The organism is Flavobacterium xinjiangense, from assembly GCF_900142885.1.
GTDB classification, from domain to species: Bacteria; Bacteroidota; Bacteroidia; order Flavobacteriales; family Flavobacteriaceae; genus Flavobacterium; species Flavobacterium xinjiangense.
Genome location: NZ_FRCL01000003.1, coordinates 184,872 through 200,630, shown reverse-complemented (window position 1 = coordinate 200,630; position 15,759 = coordinate 184,872). Strand labels below are relative to the sequence as shown.

General features: G+C 33.7%; 18 protein-coding genes. 6 read left to right on the top strand and 12 right to left on the bottom strand.

From position 1 onward, the window contains the following. Positions 1 to 60: 60 nt before the first annotated feature. The gene (locus BUC23_RS04825) at positions 61 to 1,026 is read right to left on the bottom strand and encodes a Gfo/Idh/MocA family protein (protein WP_073206293.1); all 966 of its coding nucleotides are present in this window, start codon (positions 1,024 to 1,026) and stop codon (positions 61 to 63) included. 144 nt (positions 1,027 to 1,170) lie between these two features. Here BUC23_RS04825 and BUC23_RS04820 point away from each other — a divergent pair, with 144 nt between their 5' ends. Then, the gene (locus BUC23_RS04820) at positions 1,171 to 1,812 is read left to right on the top strand and encodes a protein-L-isoaspartate(D-aspartate) O-methyltransferase (RefSeq protein WP_073206797.1); all 642 of its coding nucleotides are present in this window, start codon (positions 1,171 to 1,173) and stop codon (positions 1,810 to 1,812) included. A 48-nt stretch (positions 1,813 to 1,860) separates the two neighbouring features. Here the strand turns inward: BUC23_RS04820 and BUC23_RS04815 are convergent, their stop codons facing one another. Continuing rightward, positions 1,861 to 2,910: a Fic family protein gene (locus BUC23_RS04815; protein WP_073206290.1), complete on the bottom strand. Its 1,050-nt coding sequence runs from the start codon at positions 2,908 to 2,910 to the stop codon at positions 1,861 to 1,863. An 89-nt stretch (positions 2,911 to 2,999) separates the two neighbouring features. Further along, a complete protein-coding gene (smpB, locus tag BUC23_RS04810) occupies positions 3,000 to 3,452 on the bottom strand; it encodes an SsrA-binding protein SmpB (protein ID WP_073206287.1) in 453 nt (150 codons plus the stop codon). A 69-nt stretch (positions 3,453 to 3,521) separates the two neighbouring features. Here smpB and BUC23_RS04805 point away from each other — a divergent pair, with 69 nt between their 5' ends. Continuing rightward, entirely contained in the window at positions 3,522 to 3,752 is a 231-nt protein-coding gene (locus tag BUC23_RS04805) for a VF530 family protein (RefSeq protein ID WP_073206284.1), read from the top strand. Positions 3,753 to 3,759: 7 nt separating this feature from the next. Here the strand turns inward: BUC23_RS04805 and BUC23_RS04800 are convergent, their stop codons facing one another. From BUC23_RS04800 to BUC23_RS04790, 3 genes are all read right to left on the bottom strand, one after another. Continuing rightward, positions 3,760 to 4,311 carry a DUF3575 domain-containing protein gene (locus tag BUC23_RS04800; protein WP_073206281.1) on the bottom strand — a complete coding sequence of 184 codons (552 nt, stop codon included), beginning with the start codon at positions 4,309 to 4,311 and terminating at the stop codon, positions 3,760 to 3,762. Between the two features lie 136 nt (positions 4,312 to 4,447). Then, on the bottom strand, positions 4,448 to 4,996 hold the full coding sequence (locus BUC23_RS04795) for a GNAT family N-acetyltransferase (protein WP_073206278.1): 549 nt from the start codon (positions 4,994 to 4,996) through the stop codon (positions 4,448 to 4,450). A gap of 24 nt (positions 4,997 to 5,020) precedes the next feature. Next, positions 5,021 to 5,878 carry an aldose 1-epimerase family protein gene (locus BUC23_RS04790; protein ID WP_073206274.1) on the bottom strand — a complete coding sequence of 286 codons (858 nt, stop codon included), beginning with the start codon at positions 5,876 to 5,878 and terminating at the stop codon, positions 5,021 to 5,023. Between the two features lie 287 nt (positions 5,879 to 6,165). Here BUC23_RS04790 and BUC23_RS04785 point away from each other — a divergent pair, with 287 nt between their 5' ends. Continuing rightward, complete coding sequence (locus BUC23_RS04785) at positions 6,166 to 8,418, top strand: M1 family metallopeptidase (RefSeq protein WP_073206272.1); 2,253 nt, start codon at positions 6,166 to 6,168, stop codon at positions 8,416 to 8,418. Positions 8,419 to 8,499: 81 nt separating this feature from the next. On the opposite strand, the gene BUC23_RS04780 is transcribed toward BUC23_RS04785, so the two are convergent. Both BUC23_RS04780 and BUC23_RS04775 read right to left on the bottom strand, forming a co-directional pair. Beyond that, complete coding sequence (locus BUC23_RS04780) at positions 8,500 to 9,543, bottom strand: agmatine deiminase family protein (RefSeq protein WP_073206268.1); 1,044 nt, start codon at positions 9,541 to 9,543, stop codon at positions 8,500 to 8,502. A gap of 2 nt (positions 9,544 to 9,545) precedes the next feature. After that, complete coding sequence (locus BUC23_RS04775; protein WP_073206265.1) at positions 9,546 to 10,433, bottom strand: carbon-nitrogen hydrolase; 888 nt, start codon at positions 10,431 to 10,433, stop codon at positions 9,546 to 9,548. Between the two features lie 257 nt (positions 10,434 to 10,690). Here BUC23_RS04775 and BUC23_RS04770 point away from each other — a divergent pair, with 257 nt between their 5' ends. Next, on the top strand, positions 10,691 to 10,972 hold the full coding sequence (locus tag BUC23_RS04770; RefSeq protein ID WP_073206262.1) for a hypothetical protein: 282 nt from the start codon (positions 10,691 to 10,693) through the stop codon (positions 10,970 to 10,972). Between the two features lie 27 nt (positions 10,973 to 10,999). Here BUC23_RS04770 and BUC23_RS04765 read toward each other — a convergent pair whose 3' ends face one another. The 4 genes from BUC23_RS04765 to BUC23_RS04750 form a co-directional block, all read right to left on the bottom strand. Further along, the gene (locus tag BUC23_RS04765; protein WP_208609304.1) at positions 11,000 to 11,482 is read right to left on the bottom strand and encodes a putative quinol monooxygenase; all 483 of its coding nucleotides are present in this window, start codon (positions 11,480 to 11,482) and stop codon (positions 11,000 to 11,002) included. A gap of 23 nt (positions 11,483 to 11,505) precedes the next feature. Further along, a complete protein-coding gene (locus BUC23_RS04760; protein WP_139259770.1) occupies positions 11,506 to 12,579 on the bottom strand; it encodes a serine hydrolase domain-containing protein in 1,074 nt (357 codons plus the stop codon). Between the two features lie 180 nt (positions 12,580 to 12,759). After that, positions 12,760 to 13,728 carry an RES domain-containing protein gene (locus tag BUC23_RS04755; protein WP_073206253.1) on the bottom strand — a complete coding sequence of 323 codons (969 nt, stop codon included), beginning with the start codon at positions 13,726 to 13,728 and terminating at the stop codon, positions 12,760 to 12,762. A gap of 114 nt (positions 13,729 to 13,842) precedes the next feature. Then, the gene (locus tag BUC23_RS04750) at positions 13,843 to 14,334 is read right to left on the bottom strand and encodes a thermonuclease family protein (RefSeq protein ID WP_073206250.1); all 492 of its coding nucleotides are present in this window, start codon (positions 14,332 to 14,334) and stop codon (positions 13,843 to 13,845) included. A 97-nt stretch (positions 14,335 to 14,431) separates the two neighbouring features. Here BUC23_RS04750 and BUC23_RS04745 point away from each other — a divergent pair, with 97 nt between their 5' ends. Then, entirely contained in the window at positions 14,432 to 15,235 is an 804-nt protein-coding gene (locus BUC23_RS04745) for a hypothetical protein (RefSeq protein WP_073206794.1), read from the top strand. A 68-nt stretch (positions 15,236 to 15,303) separates the two neighbouring features. Further along, positions 15,304 to 15,756 (top strand): DUF5675 family protein, encoded by a 453-nt coding sequence (locus BUC23_RS04740; RefSeq protein ID WP_073206246.1) that lies wholly within the window; start codon positions 15,304 to 15,306, stop codon positions 15,754 to 15,756. The last annotated feature ends 3 nt before the right edge of the window (positions 15,757 to 15,759 follow it).

The window sequence follows — 15,759 nt, the reverse complement described above, 5'->3', positions numbered from 1 at the left end:
AGTTTAAAGTTTAAAGTTCTTTTGAGAAACTTTAAACCTTAAACTTTAAAGAAATTTAATTTATTTTTTAAAACAATCGATAATTTGGTAGGCAACTCTTAATGCTTCAGTCGCTTGTTCTAGCGTTACAACAGGAGTTGTATCATTACTAATAGCATCAGCAAATGACTCTAATTCGTCAAGAATTGCGTTGTTTTGTTCCACATCTGGATTTGAAAAGTATATTTGTTTTTTTACTCCTTCCGCATTTTGCAAAATGATGTCAAAATCACCAGGAACTTCTGGCGCATCTTTCATTTTTACCACTTCGCATTTTTTCTCTAAAAAATCGACAGAGATGTAAGCATCTTTCTGGAAGAAGCGAGATTTTCGCATATTTTTCATCGAAATCCTACTCGCTGTCAAATTAGCGACACATCCATTTTCGAATTCGATTCGGGCATTTGCAATATCTGGGGTATCACTTATAACCGAAACTCCGCTTGCATTGATGCTTTTTACTTTAGATTTAACAACGCTTAAAATAGCATCGATATCATGTATCATCAAATCGAGAACTACAGGAACGTCCGTACCACGAGGATTGAATTCCGCTAATCGGTGTGTTTCAATAAACATTGGGTTCTCAATCATGTTTTTAGTTGCAATAAATGCAGGGTTGAAACGCTCTACATGTCCAACTTGCCCTTTAACATTGTATTCTTTTGCTAAAGCAATAATTTCTTCGGCCTCTTCAACGGTATTTGAAATCGGTTTTTCTATAAAAACATGCTTGCCTGATTTGATGGCGACTTTGGCACATTTATAATGGGAAAGAGTGGGGGTTACAATATCAATAACGTCAACAGCATGAATGAGGGTCGCTATGGTGCTAAAATGTTTATAGCCAAATTCTTTAGAAACCTTTTCGGCATTTTCTTGGTTTGGGTCATAAAAACCAACTAATTCATATTTTTCAGATTGTTGTAATAAACGCAAATGTATTTTACCCAGATGACCAGCACCTAACACTCCAATTTTCAGCATAATGATTTAATTTGTACAAAAATAGCAATAAATTGATTACTTTTTTAAGGATATCAAACAATTATTTAACCAATTTAATATTTAATATTCACTATTTAATATTAAAAATTGTTTTCTATTTTTACCAAAATAAAACATCAAATTTTGAAAGATAAAGCCAAGCATCAAGGACTTCGAAATCAATTAGTAAGCGCTTTGGAACAAAAAGGGATTACCGATATAAATGTTTTGGATGCGATAAAAAAGATCCCAAGACACTTATTTTTAGATTCCAGTTTTGAGGATTATGCTTATCAGGACATGGCATTCCCTATTGGTGCTGGTCAAACTATTTCTCAACCATACACTGTAGCTTTTCAATCGCAATTATTAGAAGTAAAAAAAGAACACAAAATATTAGAAATTGGAACGGGTTCAGGTTATCAAACTGCAGTTTTGTGTACGATGGGAGCAAAGGTTTATAGTGTGGAAAGACAAAATGAATTATTTAAAAAAACATCCAATTTATTTCCAAAAATAAGTATTCGTCCCAAACATCTTTCTTTTGGCGACGGTTATAAAGGATTACCAAGTTATGCGCCTTTTGATAGTATTATTGTTACGGCAGGAGCTCCTTTTATTCCTCAGCCTTTGATGGCGCAACTGAAAATAGGAGGAAGACTAGTTATTCCGTTAGGAGAAGAGGTCCAAATTATGACTTTGTTAATCAGAAAAAATGAGAAGCAATTTGAGAAACATGAGTTTGGAGAGTTTCGATTTGTACCATTATTAGAAGATAAAAATTAAAATCCCATCCCCAATCCTTCCCAAAGGGAACGGAGCTGAAGATATTTTTTATTGACCAATAATACTTAGATATCGTTCCAAGCTTTCTTTTTCCATTTGAGCGATAAACTGTAAAAAATCTTCCTTATTGTTTTTAGTCTGAGCTGTTTCAAGTGCCTGATAGTATTGCATTCTACTTTCATAATCACCTTTTATATTAGCAATGATGTAGCCATGTTGCAACAAAATTAAGTTCATCACTAAACGAGAAGTTCTGCCGTTTCCATCAATAAACGGATGAATAGTGACTAATCGCTCGTGTATTTCGGCAGCCAAAACGATAGGATGAAGATTGTTTTTGTTGGTTTCATACCAAATGAAAAAATCTTCCATTTCTTTGGCAACAAGAAATGGTTGCTGTGGCATATGACTGCTTCCTTGTATCATCACTTGCACTTTTCTATAGCGACCTGCATCTTCGGGATGGATACCTCTTAAAATTAGATTGTGAATTGATAAGACCTCTCTTTCATTTATAGAAGTATTTTTTTGCATCAAATCTTTGATATAAGCAATCGCCTCCTGATGATTAATTACCTCAAGATGTTCCCGCATACTTTTGCCTGAAATTGTCAGACCTTCATTAATAACCAAATCAGTTTCTCGAAGTGTCATCGTATTTCCTTCGATACGGTTACTTTCAAAAGTGTATTCCAGTTCTAATGCCTGAGCGATTCGATAGCTGTCAAATTGACGAAAACCATCCAGTTTTGTCTTTAAAGCATCTATTTCATCTAAGATTTTTTGTAACGTCGTAGATATTTTTTTCTTTGAAGATTTACTTTGATATCTTATTTCTTCTTCAGCAACTAATAATGCTTTCAGTGCAAATTCATCTTGACCTATTTCATAAAGAATTTTTTCTTTTAGCCAAGCTACCATTATTGTTTCTAAATCAATTTCCAATAACGATGCTAGTTTTGTAACTTGCTCTCTGGTGGGTTTTCTGTTGCCACTTTCAAATTTACTAATTAAGGCTTGATCAATTCCTAAAAGTTGAGCCACTTCTCTGGTTTTGAGTCCTTTTTGTTCTCTTGCATTTTTGAGTAGTGTTTTCATTTTTTAGATTAAGTTTAAAATTGTCTTGACAAATTTAGTCATTTTTTTATAAATAAAAAAGTGTAACTATTTTTAACTTCATTTTTTATTTAAAATGCTTTTTTGATTCGATCAAGATCTCTTTTAGTATCTTGTTCTTTTAGGGATTCACGTTTGTCATAGGTTTTCTTCCCTTTACAAAGACCAATTTGTAGTTTAGCCATTCCTTTTTCATTAGTAAACAATTTCAAAGGAACAATTGTTAGTCCTTTTGCTTGAACACTTTTAATTAACCCTTTCAATTCTCTTTTGTTCAAAAGTAACTTACGTTCGCTTCTCGCTTTGTGGTTAAATTGATTACCAAAAGTATATTCTTCAATATAAGTATTGATTGCGAAAAGCTCATTATTGCTAAATTCACAGAAACTCTCCGTAATATTAGCTTTTCCTAATCGAATGGATTTAATTTCAGTGCCTGCTAAAACAATTCCAGCAGTAAATGTTTCGATTATTTCGTAGTCGAATTTGGCTCTTTTATTGTAGATATTTATTGTTTTCAGCATAGGAATACAAAGGTAGAAACAAATCTACGAAACACCAATTGTTTTTATATAAATACTTAAATTTGCAAAATGGAAAATTTAAAATCAAAAGATCCCCTTCACGGAACAACCCTGCTAAGAATCCTGGAACAATTAGTAGATTATTATGGATTTGATACATTAGGAGAATTAGTCAAAATTAAATGTTTTACAGATAATCCCAGTATAAAATCTTCTTTAACTTTTTTACGAAAAACAGATTGGGCAAGAAAACAAGTTGAGGATTTGTATGTTCAGTCTTTGTCTAAATTTGCCAAATAGTTTCCGTTTATTGGATACGATAGGAAACCATAACACCACCTCGGTAAGGTAACCATTCGCCACTTTTATTCCAATGTTGAGCAGTCTCGTAGCGTTCTCCGGTACTTAAATAATAGCCATGGTAAAATCCCTGCTGGTTTCCACCTCCTAAAAAGCAATCTAATAGAAACTTATCATTTATTTTAGCTTGATATCCAATTGTGGCTCCTATAACGTAACCAAACCCCTTTTCATACATGTCAGTATTTAGATAGTTCCATTTTTGGAAATTAAATGCAGTTGCTCCTATGTGTGCTCCTACATAAAAACCGTTATATTTTTCTTTAAAATGGTAACGATATTCAGGAATAAAAATATAAAATTGAAGTGGCTTACCATCTACGGATTTCCAAGGTGAGGCTAAAAGATCTAATTGTAAAGTTGATTTTTTTCCAATACTAGTTTCAATACCTACATTTGGCACGCCCAATAAAGTAGTCAAAGCATTTACTTTTACATAGGTTTGACTTTGGGAATGGATAGAAAATAAAAAGATAGTAACTAATAATAAATTTTTCATAATGAAGGTTGAATAATGCTTTTTCAATGGTGTAACATTTTTTTGGTTGCAAATGTAAAGATTATTCTTTCAAATAGGTATTAATACGGTTTTTTGTAATAAATAATCTGTAATGATTTAGTAAAGATTCAAAGCGCTATTTATTCAAAATAGAATATATAACACTATCTAAAAAGCGTCCTTCGAAGAATTCATTTTCCTTAAAATGAGCTTCTTTAATAAAACCGCATTTTTGCAAAACTTTTTCTGATCCTTGATTTTCAGGGTCAATAACAGCTTCAATAGAATGCAGCTTCATTTCATTAAAACCATATTTTACCACTTCTTGAACGGCCTCTGTAATAATACCTTTTCCATTGTATTCCGGATGCAACATATAACCAATTTCCGCTCTGTGATGCTCAGGTTTAATTCTGTAATGACCTATAATCCCTATTAGCTTCGGATCATCTTTTAATGTAATTGCCCAATTGATTCCTTCATTAGTTTCAATTTTTGTATCAATCATTGCTATGTGTTCCAAAGCATCTTCAACCGTTTTTACTAATGGTCTTGGAATATATTTCATGGTTTCTCGATTAGAACGCAAAGCGAAAACTTCGTCTACATCATTCTCGTTGACTCTTCTCAACAGTAATCGTTCGGTTTCTAAAATGGGAAATGGAGTGAAATTTATAGTCAACATATCTTGTTAATTTATTTTAATAATTTATAGAACTTCAACACTAAATTCTGATCTGAAAGTTGCTTTTTCTTCAAGGACTTGAATCCCTTCCTTCTCAAAAAGATTTCCTGAATTCTCATTTGTATCTGAATAACCAAACCAGGGCTCTATGCAAAGAAATGGAGCATTCATTTTGGTCCAAATTCCTAAACTTGGGAAATCTTTGAAGTTTACTCTTAAAACCGGATTTCTATCTTCTAAAATAGTTAGTGACTTTGAGTTTAATGTTTTAAATATTAAAGCGTCATTTTTAAATAATTCATATGTCAACGGAATTTGTCCTTCTTGTGTTTCTAGTTTTTTTGTTTGATTTGAAATTAAATCATTTTCTAAAAGATAATACTCTAAAGATTCCTCTTTGTCAAATTGAATGGAATGATCTTCAAAATTTCCTGGTAAAGCAAAAGCGGGATGAGCCCCAATAGAAAAAGGCATCTTCGAATTGCCCTTGTTTATAACTTTATATTCAATGCTTAAATTATAATTATCTAAAGTATAAATGATTTGCAATTCAAATTCAAACGGATAAACTTTTACTGTTTCTTCAGATGAATGTATCGAAAAAGTAACAGAATTATCTTTTTCATCAACTATTTCAAAATCCATATCACGTGCAAAACCATGTCGAGATAAATGATATTCTTTGGCATTGTAATGAAATGAATTATTTTTTAGTGTACCTACAATTGGAAACAAAATAGGAGAGTGCTTGCCCCAAAAATCAGGATTTCCCTCCCAGATGTATTCTTTATTATCCTTATTTTTCAGCGAACATAATTCCGCGCCAAAACTATTTATTGTAGCGGTTAAAAAGGCATTTTTAATTACTGTTTTCAAAGCCATTCAGGTTTAAATTTTAAAATGTAAATATATTTTAAAATTTGTTTAAAAATATAAATCAGGTGAAATCTATTTAAGTTAAATAGTTATTAGCTTTTCAATAATTCCCTTTTCTTGTTATAATATGAGTAATTTTTTATTTATTATAATATTTATTTGATTTTAAACCGTTTTCAATTTTTGAGAACCAATGAATCCCTTTTTAATTTCAATAAATAGTGTAACAAAAGGATTCACTTTTATACTTATCGGTAATCAAACAAATAAAAAAATAAAAAATCAATCAAATTATGAAAAACAATTTCTTTAAAGCTACATTCTGTTTAGCTTTATTTTGTGGAGTTTCCTCGCTACAGGCTCAGGACACGAAAACAAACGTATCAAAGTACGATTATCATGATGCATTTGTGCCAGGTTTTTATACTAAAAATGGAACCGAAACTCGTTCTGCAAGTGGACAGCCGGGAGCAAAGTATTGGCAAAATAGAGCTGATTATCAGTTAACAGCAAATTTAAATGATAAAACCAGCGAAATCATTGGAACTGAAACATTAACGTATACCAATAATAGCCCTGATAAATTGGCTTTTCTATGGATGAATGTTGACCAAAACTTATTCAAAAAAGATTCTCGTGGAATTTCAGTTATCCCAGTAAGCGGTAGTCGCAATGGAGCTGACGGAGAAGATTTTGATGGAGGTCACAAAATTAAATCTATCAAAGTAATTGCCACTATAGGTGGGAAATCTGTTGAAAAAGAAGCAAAATTCACTATCGCAGATACTCGTATGCAAATTATTTTGCCACAAGAATTAAATGGTAATGGTACTTCAATTAAAGTGAAAATTGAATTTTCTTATATTTCACCAAAATACGGTTCAGACAGAACAGGAGTTTTAGATACTAAAAACGGTAAAATTTTTACTATTGCGCAATGGTATCCTAGAATGTGTGTGTATGACGATGTAAAAGGATGGAACACGTTACCTTATTTAGGTGCAGGGGAGTTTTATTTAGAATATGGAGATTTTGATGTTTCGATTACAGTACCTGCAAATCATATTGTAGTTTGCTCTGGGGATTTACAAAACCCTTCAGAAGTTTACACTGCTGAACAGCAAAAACGTTGGGCTCAAGCTGCTGCCAGTGACAAAACGATTATGATTCGTACCGCTGCGGAAGTTACCAATGCAAGTTCTAGACCAGCTGGAAAAACTACTTTAACTTGGAAATTTAAAATTAAAAATTCCAGAGACGTTGCTTTTGCATCATCAGCTGCTTTTATTATTGATGCTGCCAAAATTAATTTACCAAGCGGAAAAAAATCTATTGCCATCTCTGCTTATCCAGTTGAAAGTGAAGGACAGGATGCATGGGGTCGTGCAACAGAATACACTAAAACATCGGTTGAAAATTATTCAAAACGTTGGTTCGAATATCCTTATTTATCGGCTACTAATGTTGCTGGTAACGAAGGTGGAATGGAATATCCAGGAATTGTTTTTTGTGGATGGGAATCTAAAAAGGATGATTTATGGGGCGTAACAGATCATGAATTTGGTCACGGTTGGTTTCCTATGATTGTAGGTTCAAACGAAAGATTATTTGCTTGGATGGACGAAGGATTCAATACATTTATCAACTCATTGAGTTCAGTTGATTTTAACAATGGCGAATACAAACAACCTGCTTCAGACTTACATCGTTCTTCAAACAGATTGACAAATCCTGATTTAGAGCCTGTTTTTTCAGCTCCAGATGGATTGAAAGAAGCTAACTTAGGTATTTTAGCGTATTACAAACCGGCTTCAGGTCTTACTATGTTACGTGAGCAAATTCTAGGAAAAGAACGTTTTGATTATGCTTTTAGAACGTATACGGAGCGTTGGGCTTTCAAACATCCAACACCAGATGACTTTTTCCGTACGATGGAGAATGTAGCCGGAGAAGATTTAAACTGGTTTTGGAGAGGTTGGATTATTAACAACTGGCGTTTTGATCAAGCGGTTTCTAAAGTGAAATATGTAAAAAATGATGCAACTAAAGGAGCTATTATTACTATCGAGAATTTAGAAAAAATGCCTTTTCCAGTTATCATGGATATTAAATCCAAATCAGGTAAAGTAACTAGAGTTAATCTTCCGGTAGAAATATGGGAACGTAACAAAAGTTGGTCTTTCAAATCTAATACAACTGAAGAAATTGAAACAATTACGCTAGATCCAGGACATGTTTTCCCTGATGTAAATTCAGATAATGATACTTGGACTGCCGGAAAAGGAGAATTAGAGAAAGATGTAATCTTGGATGCTTATTTAGGTACATTTTCGAGTAAGCAAATTCCTGTAAAAATTGTTTTTTCTGAAGATAAAGGTGTTTTGATAGGGAAATCTGAAGGTCAGCCTAATTTGAGTTTTGGGCCGTCTGGAAAGGATAAGTTCTTGGCTAATCAAGCCGGTCTTACCATTCAGTTTAATGAAAATAAAAGTGAATTTACATTGGAAGTAAACGGACAAAGTTTCCTATTCACAAGAGATAAATAATTTTTGTATTTATGTACAAAAAACGCCAACTGTGAAGTTGGCGTTTTTTTTGCTTTATATTTAAAAGTAAATGCTTAATTTTTATTCTGGAATTTGTTGACTAAGGCAATGTAAAGTTCCAAAACCCCAAATAAAATCAGTCGCGCTAATCCCGATAATCTCTCTATCAGGAAAACATTCTGCAAGTATGTTTAATGCTTTTCTGTCATTACTGTCGTTAAAAGTAGGAACCAAAACACAATTGTTTAAAATCAGGAAATTCGCATAACTCGCTGGCAATCTTAAACCATCAAATTCCAAGCGTTTAGGCATTGGTAAAGCAACAATTATTGGAGATTTACCATTTTCCAGTTTAGCATTTTGCAAGCGTTTTAAATTATCTTGCAGCGGTTTGTAGTTATTATCCTTTGGATCTGTTTCTACAATAGTCACGATCGTGTCTTCATTTATAAATCGGCATAAATCATCAATATGACCGTGGGTATCGTCACCTTCAATTCCGTCGCCTAGCCAGATCACATTCGTAATTCCAAGGTATTCCTTGAAAACCGCTTCGTAATCTGCTTTGGAGAAATTTGGATTCCGAACCTGAATATCCGGATGCATCAAACATTCTTCTGAAGTCAATAAAGTTCCACGACCGTTACTGTCAATCGCGCCACCTTCTACAATTACCGGTTTTCCTTTGTACATGACTTGAGTCACAGGAATATTCAGAAATTCACCCACTTTGGCTGGAACAAATTTGTCCAATTGAATGTTTTTATACTTTGCCCAACCATTAAAATTAAAGTTTAAAGCTTCTCTTTCGGTTCCGTTTTTTACTATTATCGGACCGGAATCACGCATCCAACTTCTATTAGTTTTGTGTATGATGTACGAAATGTTAGGGAGTTCAACATGAGCTGTTTCCAGCATCGTATTGACTTTTTCTTTCTGATTTTCATCGGCAACCACTAAAAAAACAGTTTCGAAAGTAGCTACTTTTTTAATGAATTCTACGAAAGCCCATTGAACCGCTTCGTATTTTCCTGGCCAATCCTTACCGTTGTGCGGAAAACAAAGTAAAATTCCTTGTTGTTTTTCCCATTCGGCAGGGAATCGTCTGTTATTGGTAGTGCTCATAATTAGTCGATTGCTCTTTTCGTAATATCTCCAAAAGCGTCAATTCTTCTGTCTCTAAAAAACGGCCAGTTTTGACGTACATTTTCTTGTAAGTCTAAATCTACTTCGGCAATCAGGATTTCCTCTTCGTCGTGTGAGGCTTGCGCCAAAATTTCGCCTTGTGGTCCCGCTATAAACGAAGATCCCCAAAACTGAATTCCCGCCGTATCTGGCAAGTATTGCTCTAAACCAATTCTGTTTGCTGCAGCAACATAAACGCCATTCGCAACGGCATGACCTTTCATAACACTCATCCAAGCGCCATGTTGGTTTTCACCGTACTGTTCTTTTTCTTGTGGATGCCATCCAATTGCTGTTGGGTAAAACAACACCTCAGCACCTTGTAAAGCAGTCAAACGAGCCGCTTCAGGATACCATTGATCCCAACAGATTAAGGTTCCCACTTTTCCTTTTTTGGTTGGAATTGTTTTGAAACCCAAATCACCAGGCGTGAAATAGAATTTTTCATAAAAATGAGGATCGTCCGGAATGTGCATTTTGCGGTACAATCCTGCTTCTGAACCGTCTGTGTCAATGATGTACGCACTATTATGGTAAATTCCTGCCATTCTTTTTTCGAAGAAAGGAACAATAATCACCACGCCTAATTCTTTTGCCAAAGCGCTAAAAGCAATAAACGAAGTACTGTACAATGGTTCTGCCAAAGCAAAATTATCTACATCTTCGCTCTGACAAAAATAATGACTGCTGTATAATTCCGGTAACGAAATTACTTCGGCACCAAGGTTGGCGGCATCACGAACCCAACTGATACATTTTTTCAAGTTGTTTTCGGCAATATCATTAAGATTCAATTGAATGACCGCTATTTTGTATTTTTTGTTTGGCATGACTAAAATTTTAGATTGCAAAAATAGTGAATTTTATAAAGAGTAGAAAATAGAGGCAATGCGTTTTTTAGGTTTTAAATTGTCTGTAGGTTCATTGTATTGAATTTTTAGGAATTAAGCCAAAGAAAAAATTAATATAAAATTGGCATTAACAAAGTCAAGGAGGTTTTATTTTTGTATAGCGTATTATGGCTAATAAAACGGGTTAAGTTTTACTACAATACAAGTAATTTAGTATTCATTAAATTTTCACCATTATGACAGAAGAATTCACAATCATCGATAAAGAAGACATCGCACTTCTTAAATTTCCGACAACAGATGTTCTTGACGATGTTGACGAAATAAAAACCAGAATAAGCGATATCAATAGGGCTTTATCATTGGGAAATTTAGAACATTCAAAAATTAAAATTTTCTTTGAAGATGACGAATCCAAAAAAATAGTAGATACTACCGTTTGGGGTGTTACAGACAAAAATGTGATGTTAAAACAAGGAGTGATGATTCCAATTCATAGAATATACAAGTTGTTTTAGTGTATATTCTTTAATTATTTGGGAAGGTCATTTTTCCATCTTATTAGCCGAGCCAATTAGAGTTACATCTACAAGTTCCAAAGATTTAACCATATCTTTAACTGTCTCCTTATATTTCTTAAAATGAGTTGTTTCTATATGAGATTTGTATGCCGTTGTATCAGCATATATTTCAAGTATTGTGATGTGTGATGGTTCGTTTTTGTCAGCAACAGCGTAATACGTTAACACTCCTGGTTCAAGACGAACTGCAGTAGTCATTTGTTCTTTTAACGCAATATTATACTTGTCCAATTGCAATGGATCAACTTTAATTTTTGCCAATCTTACCATTTGAATTTTTTCCTGAGCCAGAGTATTTGTGATAAAGGAAAGTATAAATAAAGTGACTACAACAGTCAGTAATTTATGGGTTGGTTTAAATATTTTCATATTTATTGTGTTGAAATTATAATAGTTAAAGCCCTTTTGATATTTGTCAATAAGCTGCTTGCTTATGTTCGTGTTCACGAGCGGGACGCTTGGCAGTATTGTTATTTATTTTCTGTTAGATATAAATTTGCTAAATCTTCAATAAAATTTTCTGGGCGCGAACCCACTAAATTTGTCAAAATCACTACAGAAACATTGTCTTTTGGATAAATGTATAAAGCATTTCTATTTCCACCGAGAGAGGCAATTACAGGGTTTTTAACTCTTGAAGAGGAATAAAAACCAATCGAACTTTGATTCAGAAAACCGTTTTCTTGATATATTTCTCCATTATCTAATCGTATTGGAGTCCAAAGCGTATTAAGATTTTCGGCATTAATTAATTGATTACTTTGTAATGCGATTACCCATTGTGCCATTTCAGTTGCCGTTGAATAGATTCCGCCGGCTGGATACAAATTTGAAGGTATCGGTTGATACACATTGGTTAGAACATTATTTCTAAAATAAGAATATGGCTTTGCGGAGTGCTTAATTATGTTGTAAAAATCGCCTATCCCAGCTTTGATGGAATTCTTCATTCCCGCTTTTTTATACTGGTTTTCTGTAATGAATTTTTCAAATGGCTGTCCACTTATTTTTTCAATAAGCATTCCAAGTAGCAGGTAATTGGCTTGGCTGTCTCTGAATTCTTTACCAGGTTTAAAAATAAGAGGCAATTCTTTTATTTTTTGGAATAAAGTTTCACTATTTTCAGATAACATATTTCCTTGTGCATCCCAAATTTCAGGAAGTCCCGATTGATGAGTCACTATTTGTTTTACTGTAATATTTTGCCAAGTTTTAGGCAGCTTATCCAAATATTTTGAAATAGGTTCGTCAAGATTTAATTTACCATTTTCTACTAATTGCATAATAGCAACTGCTGTGAATGCTTTAGTAATGGAATTAATGCTAAAAATAGTCTGGCTATCCACCGCAATTGAATCTTCGACTGATGCTAATCCGTAATGACTTGTTTTAACAATCACATTGTCTTTAATTACTGCTAATTGTAAACCAACAATTCTATTTTTTTGCATCAAATCTTTTATTGCAACATCCACTTTGTCAGCTTGAGAATAAGCAAAATTACTAACAGTAAAATAGGCAAGGAGTAGTATTATTTTTTTCATATTTTTTTGTTTTATTTGGTTGGTTTTAAATAGTCTGTGGATATTTCTTATTTGGATTTCCTCATTACGATTCTGAAGTCGGGAAGCTTTGGAGCGACGATTTGCCAAATCTTCCAAATACAAAACCAACTTCAAATTAAGCCTAAAACCCAAATTGCTTGTAGAGTATGTTATGGCTTGTTATTTTATAAAGTCAAATTTAAAATCGTCACTTATAAAACTTTTAAAATCTAATTTCACATATTTTTGATATAGTTTATCTTCTGGATGTATTTTTTTCCAAAAAATTACGTTTTTCTTTATCTCTCCATATTTATGAAATGTAATTATAAATTTACCACTTTGCTTATCAAAACTCTGTAGTTCAATTACATAAAATCTTTTTACGCGCATGTGATTATCAACAAAGTTTGGGTTAATTGCGAGATTAACACCTTGCATTAATGTTTGGACACTAGGATACATTAGAATATCTGTACAGAAATTATGTTTTCCATAAATACGTCTGTGCGCTAAAGATGCAGAAAAGGAATAATTTTCATCACTAATAAATTGACTGTCAATGTATTTTAAGAATTCTACTATTCCCTGTGTTTGTTCCTCGGAGAGCTTAATATCGAAAGGCTCATTTACTCTATTTACTAAGGCTTTTGCTAATACAGCAAAATGATTATTTGGATGCAAGGATGTTTGAAGAAAATTTTCAAATATGAATGTGTCATTTGACTTTATTATTTCCCATGATGAAATACAAAATTTCTTGCCTTTGAATTCTTCATTCCTAACAACTTCCGAAAGCGCTGTTATTGGGTTATTAGAGGCGTAAAAAACAGGATGTTTGGGAAAATTGCATCTTCCAAGTTTTGTAAATGCTACTGGTGGATAAGAATTTCCTGCATATAAATCAAAATTAGTAGACTCTGTCATTTCTCTAACTCTAAAAATACCAAAAGGGAAGTTTTTCGGTTTTAATGGCATTAAATAGTTAGGAAATTTGCCTAACTCCTCAGTAATTTGTTTTGTTATCTTTTCAACGAATTCATCAATATTATCAGTTTCACTAAAGCTAGGCCAACCAATCTCTTGAAATTTTTGGATTGCTAATTTAACCGTATCAATATCTGCAAAATTTTCAATGTTTGTTGTCATCTTCTTTTATAATAAGCCATAACTTGTCTATATCCTCTTAGCGCCTGTAAGGAGCTATATTTATTGATAATCATTGATTTTCAAACTCCTATAGTACAACATAAGTACAACAAATCAGAATACTTTTACTACACTATAGATACCGACACCATTGAGCTGCGCATGGCGGTTCATTGTTTGATACTCCGCAAGTTTACCACAATAATATTGATTAGCAGCTTTTGCATAGCCATTTTGTAAAAGCAATTCATTTAAACATTCCCCACTGGGAAGAAATACATATCCCAATTGCCTGTTCCAATAGTCAAAGTAATTCTCCTGTTCAGTAATGATGGTTACGTTCGTTTTTGGCGGTGCAACCGACAAAACGAAGTGTAAGGATTGCAAACCAAATTGGATCAATATCTGAGCCGGTAAATGGCTTTTCTCTTCATCCTCTTTCATCTTCCTGTTGATCTTTATTTCCGGTGCATCTAAACCATAAAGCCGAATCTCTTTTTGCATTTTAGAGAATCTATGGCTAATGATGATGCTGTCTCCATCCAGGACTTCTTCAATTTGCCAGTGGGTTTCCACTGTACACGGTGCTTTTGCGTTGTATTTCATTGGTTTACAGTATTTTAAATTAGTGATATTCAAAGATAATAATTGAACTTTGGTTAAGCAATTGCAAGAAAATATTAACAATTTAAATCTTTACAAAATGGCAAGACAGAAAGGTGTTATCAAGTATGTTGGAACTCTTGGAGATATCCGACATTTCAAAATTAAAGGACAAGAAGGCTACTTCGCCGGAATGGTTGGCGGTCCTACTGGAGATCAAGTTTTAACTGCTCCTGAATTTGAGAGAACCCGTGAGAACATGAACGAGTTTGGCGCTTGCGCAAAAGCCGGTAAATCAGTTCGATCAGGACTTTCCCAGTTGATGAAACAAATGTCGGACAGTCAAGTGACCGGGCGTTTGACTTCCATCATGAAGAAAATCAATCTGGAAGATCAAACCGAAGCGAGAGGGTATCGCAAAATCGAAATCAGTACACAGCAAAACTACCTTAAAGGGTTTGAATTCAACAAAAACATTTCCCTTAATGGTATTTTGAATGCTCCCTATTCTTTGACACATACCGTGGCAAGAGATGGAGGCGATTTTATCGTTCCTGCGTTCAATCCTGCAAACTTGATCAGTGCTCCGGCTGGTGCCACTCATTTCCGTTTGATTACTTCGGTATCAGTAATCAGTGATTTTGAGTACAACGCTGTCACAAACAGCTACGATCCTATGCATCCGGAAATCAACGAAGTGAATGATGTTCAGTTCAGCGATTTTTTAGATTTGTATGCTCCGGTTCCCGAAACTACAATCACTGCGACTTTACCAGGTGGTGCAGCTGCAACAGCTGACACTTCAATTCTGCAATGTATCGGAATTGAATTCTACCAACAAGTAGGACCTAATTACTACTTATTTTCAAGTGGAAGTTGCTTGAAAGTTGAGGAAGTTTTCTAAAAACAATTCCAGAAGATCCCTCGCCAAAAACGAGGGATTTCTTATTTAAAACCATCAACAACACTACTATGGAAAGTAAAATCATAAGAGTCGCCCAAGGCAAAGAAAGCACATTGAGCCAGTTATACATTAACGGAATATTCCAGTGCTATTTGTTGGAAGATAAAATCAGAGAAGTGAAAATTGCTTCTGAAACTGCCATTCCAAAAGGTATTTTTAGTTTAAAACTGAACACTTACGGAGCTAAAAACGTGGATTACAAAAAAGCTTTTGGAAAGCTGCACGAAGGAATGATTGAGATTTCCGGTTTACCCAACTTCAGTTTTGTGTATATCCATACCGGAAATACCATCAAAGAAACTGCCGGGTGTCCGCTTTGTGGTTTTGGTTTCCAGTTTGTTGATGGCAATTTTCAAGTTTCCCAAAGTGTTGCAGCTTACAAAATGATTTATCCAAAGTTGGTTGTATTGTCAAAACTTCAAACCAATATAATAACCATTGAAAACAATTTCCAATTTTAAAAC

Excerpts from the sequence above, each read along its gene's own strand:
- BUC23_RS04825 (WP_073206293.1), bottom strand. The coding sequence starts at position 1,026 with ATGCTGAAAATTGGAGTGTTAGGTGCTGGTCATCTGGGTAAAATACAT.
- BUC23_RS04815 (WP_073206290.1), bottom strand. The coding sequence starts at position 2,910 with ATGAAAACACTACTCAAAAATGCAAGAGAACAAAAAGGACTCAAAACC.
- smpB (WP_073206287.1), bottom strand. The coding sequence starts at position 3,452 with ATGCTGAAAACAATAAATATCTACAATAAAAGAGCCAAATTCGACTAC.
- BUC23_RS04805 (WP_073206284.1), top strand. The coding sequence starts at position 3,522 with ATGGAAAATTTAAAATCAAAAGATCCCCTTCACGGAACAACCCTGCTA.
- BUC23_RS04800 (WP_073206281.1), bottom strand. The coding sequence starts at position 4,311 with ATGAAAAATTTATTATTAGTTACTATCTTTTTATTTTCTATCCATTCC.
- BUC23_RS04795 (WP_073206278.1), bottom strand. The coding sequence starts at position 4,996 with ATGTTGACTATAAATTTCACTCCATTTCCCATTTTAGAAACCGAACGA.
- BUC23_RS04790 (WP_073206274.1), bottom strand. The coding sequence starts at position 5,878 with ATGGCTTTGAAAACAGTAATTAAAAATGCCTTTTTAACCGCTACAATA.
- BUC23_RS04785 (WP_073206272.1), top strand. The coding sequence starts at position 6,166 with ATGAAAAACAATTTCTTTAAAGCTACATTCTGTTTAGCTTTATTTTGT.
- BUC23_RS04780 (WP_073206268.1), bottom strand. The coding sequence starts at position 9,543 with ATGAGCACTACCAATAACAGACGATTCCCTGCCGAATGGGAAAAACAA.
- BUC23_RS04775 (WP_073206265.1), bottom strand. The coding sequence starts at position 10,433 with ATGCCAAACAAAAAATACAAAATAGCGGTCATTCAATTGAATCTTAAT.
- BUC23_RS04770 (WP_073206262.1), top strand. The coding sequence starts at position 10,691 with ATGACAGAAGAATTCACAATCATCGATAAAGAAGACATCGCACTTCTT.
- BUC23_RS04760 (WP_139259770.1), bottom strand. The coding sequence starts at position 12,579 with ATGAAAAAAATAATACTACTCCTTGCCTATTTTACTGTTAGTAATTTT.
- BUC23_RS04755 (WP_073206253.1), bottom strand. The coding sequence starts at position 13,728 with ATGACAACAAACATTGAAAATTTTGCAGATATTGATACGGTTAAATTA.
- BUC23_RS04750 (WP_073206250.1), bottom strand. The coding sequence starts at position 14,334 with ATGAAATACAACGCAAAAGCACCGTGTACAGTGGAAACCCACTGGCAA.
- BUC23_RS04745 (WP_073206794.1), top strand. The coding sequence starts at position 14,432 with ATGGCAAGACAGAAAGGTGTTATCAAGTATGTTGGAACTCTTGGAGAT.
- BUC23_RS04740 (WP_073206246.1), top strand. The coding sequence starts at position 15,304 with ATGGAAAGTAAAATCATAAGAGTCGCCCAAGGCAAAGAAAGCACATTG.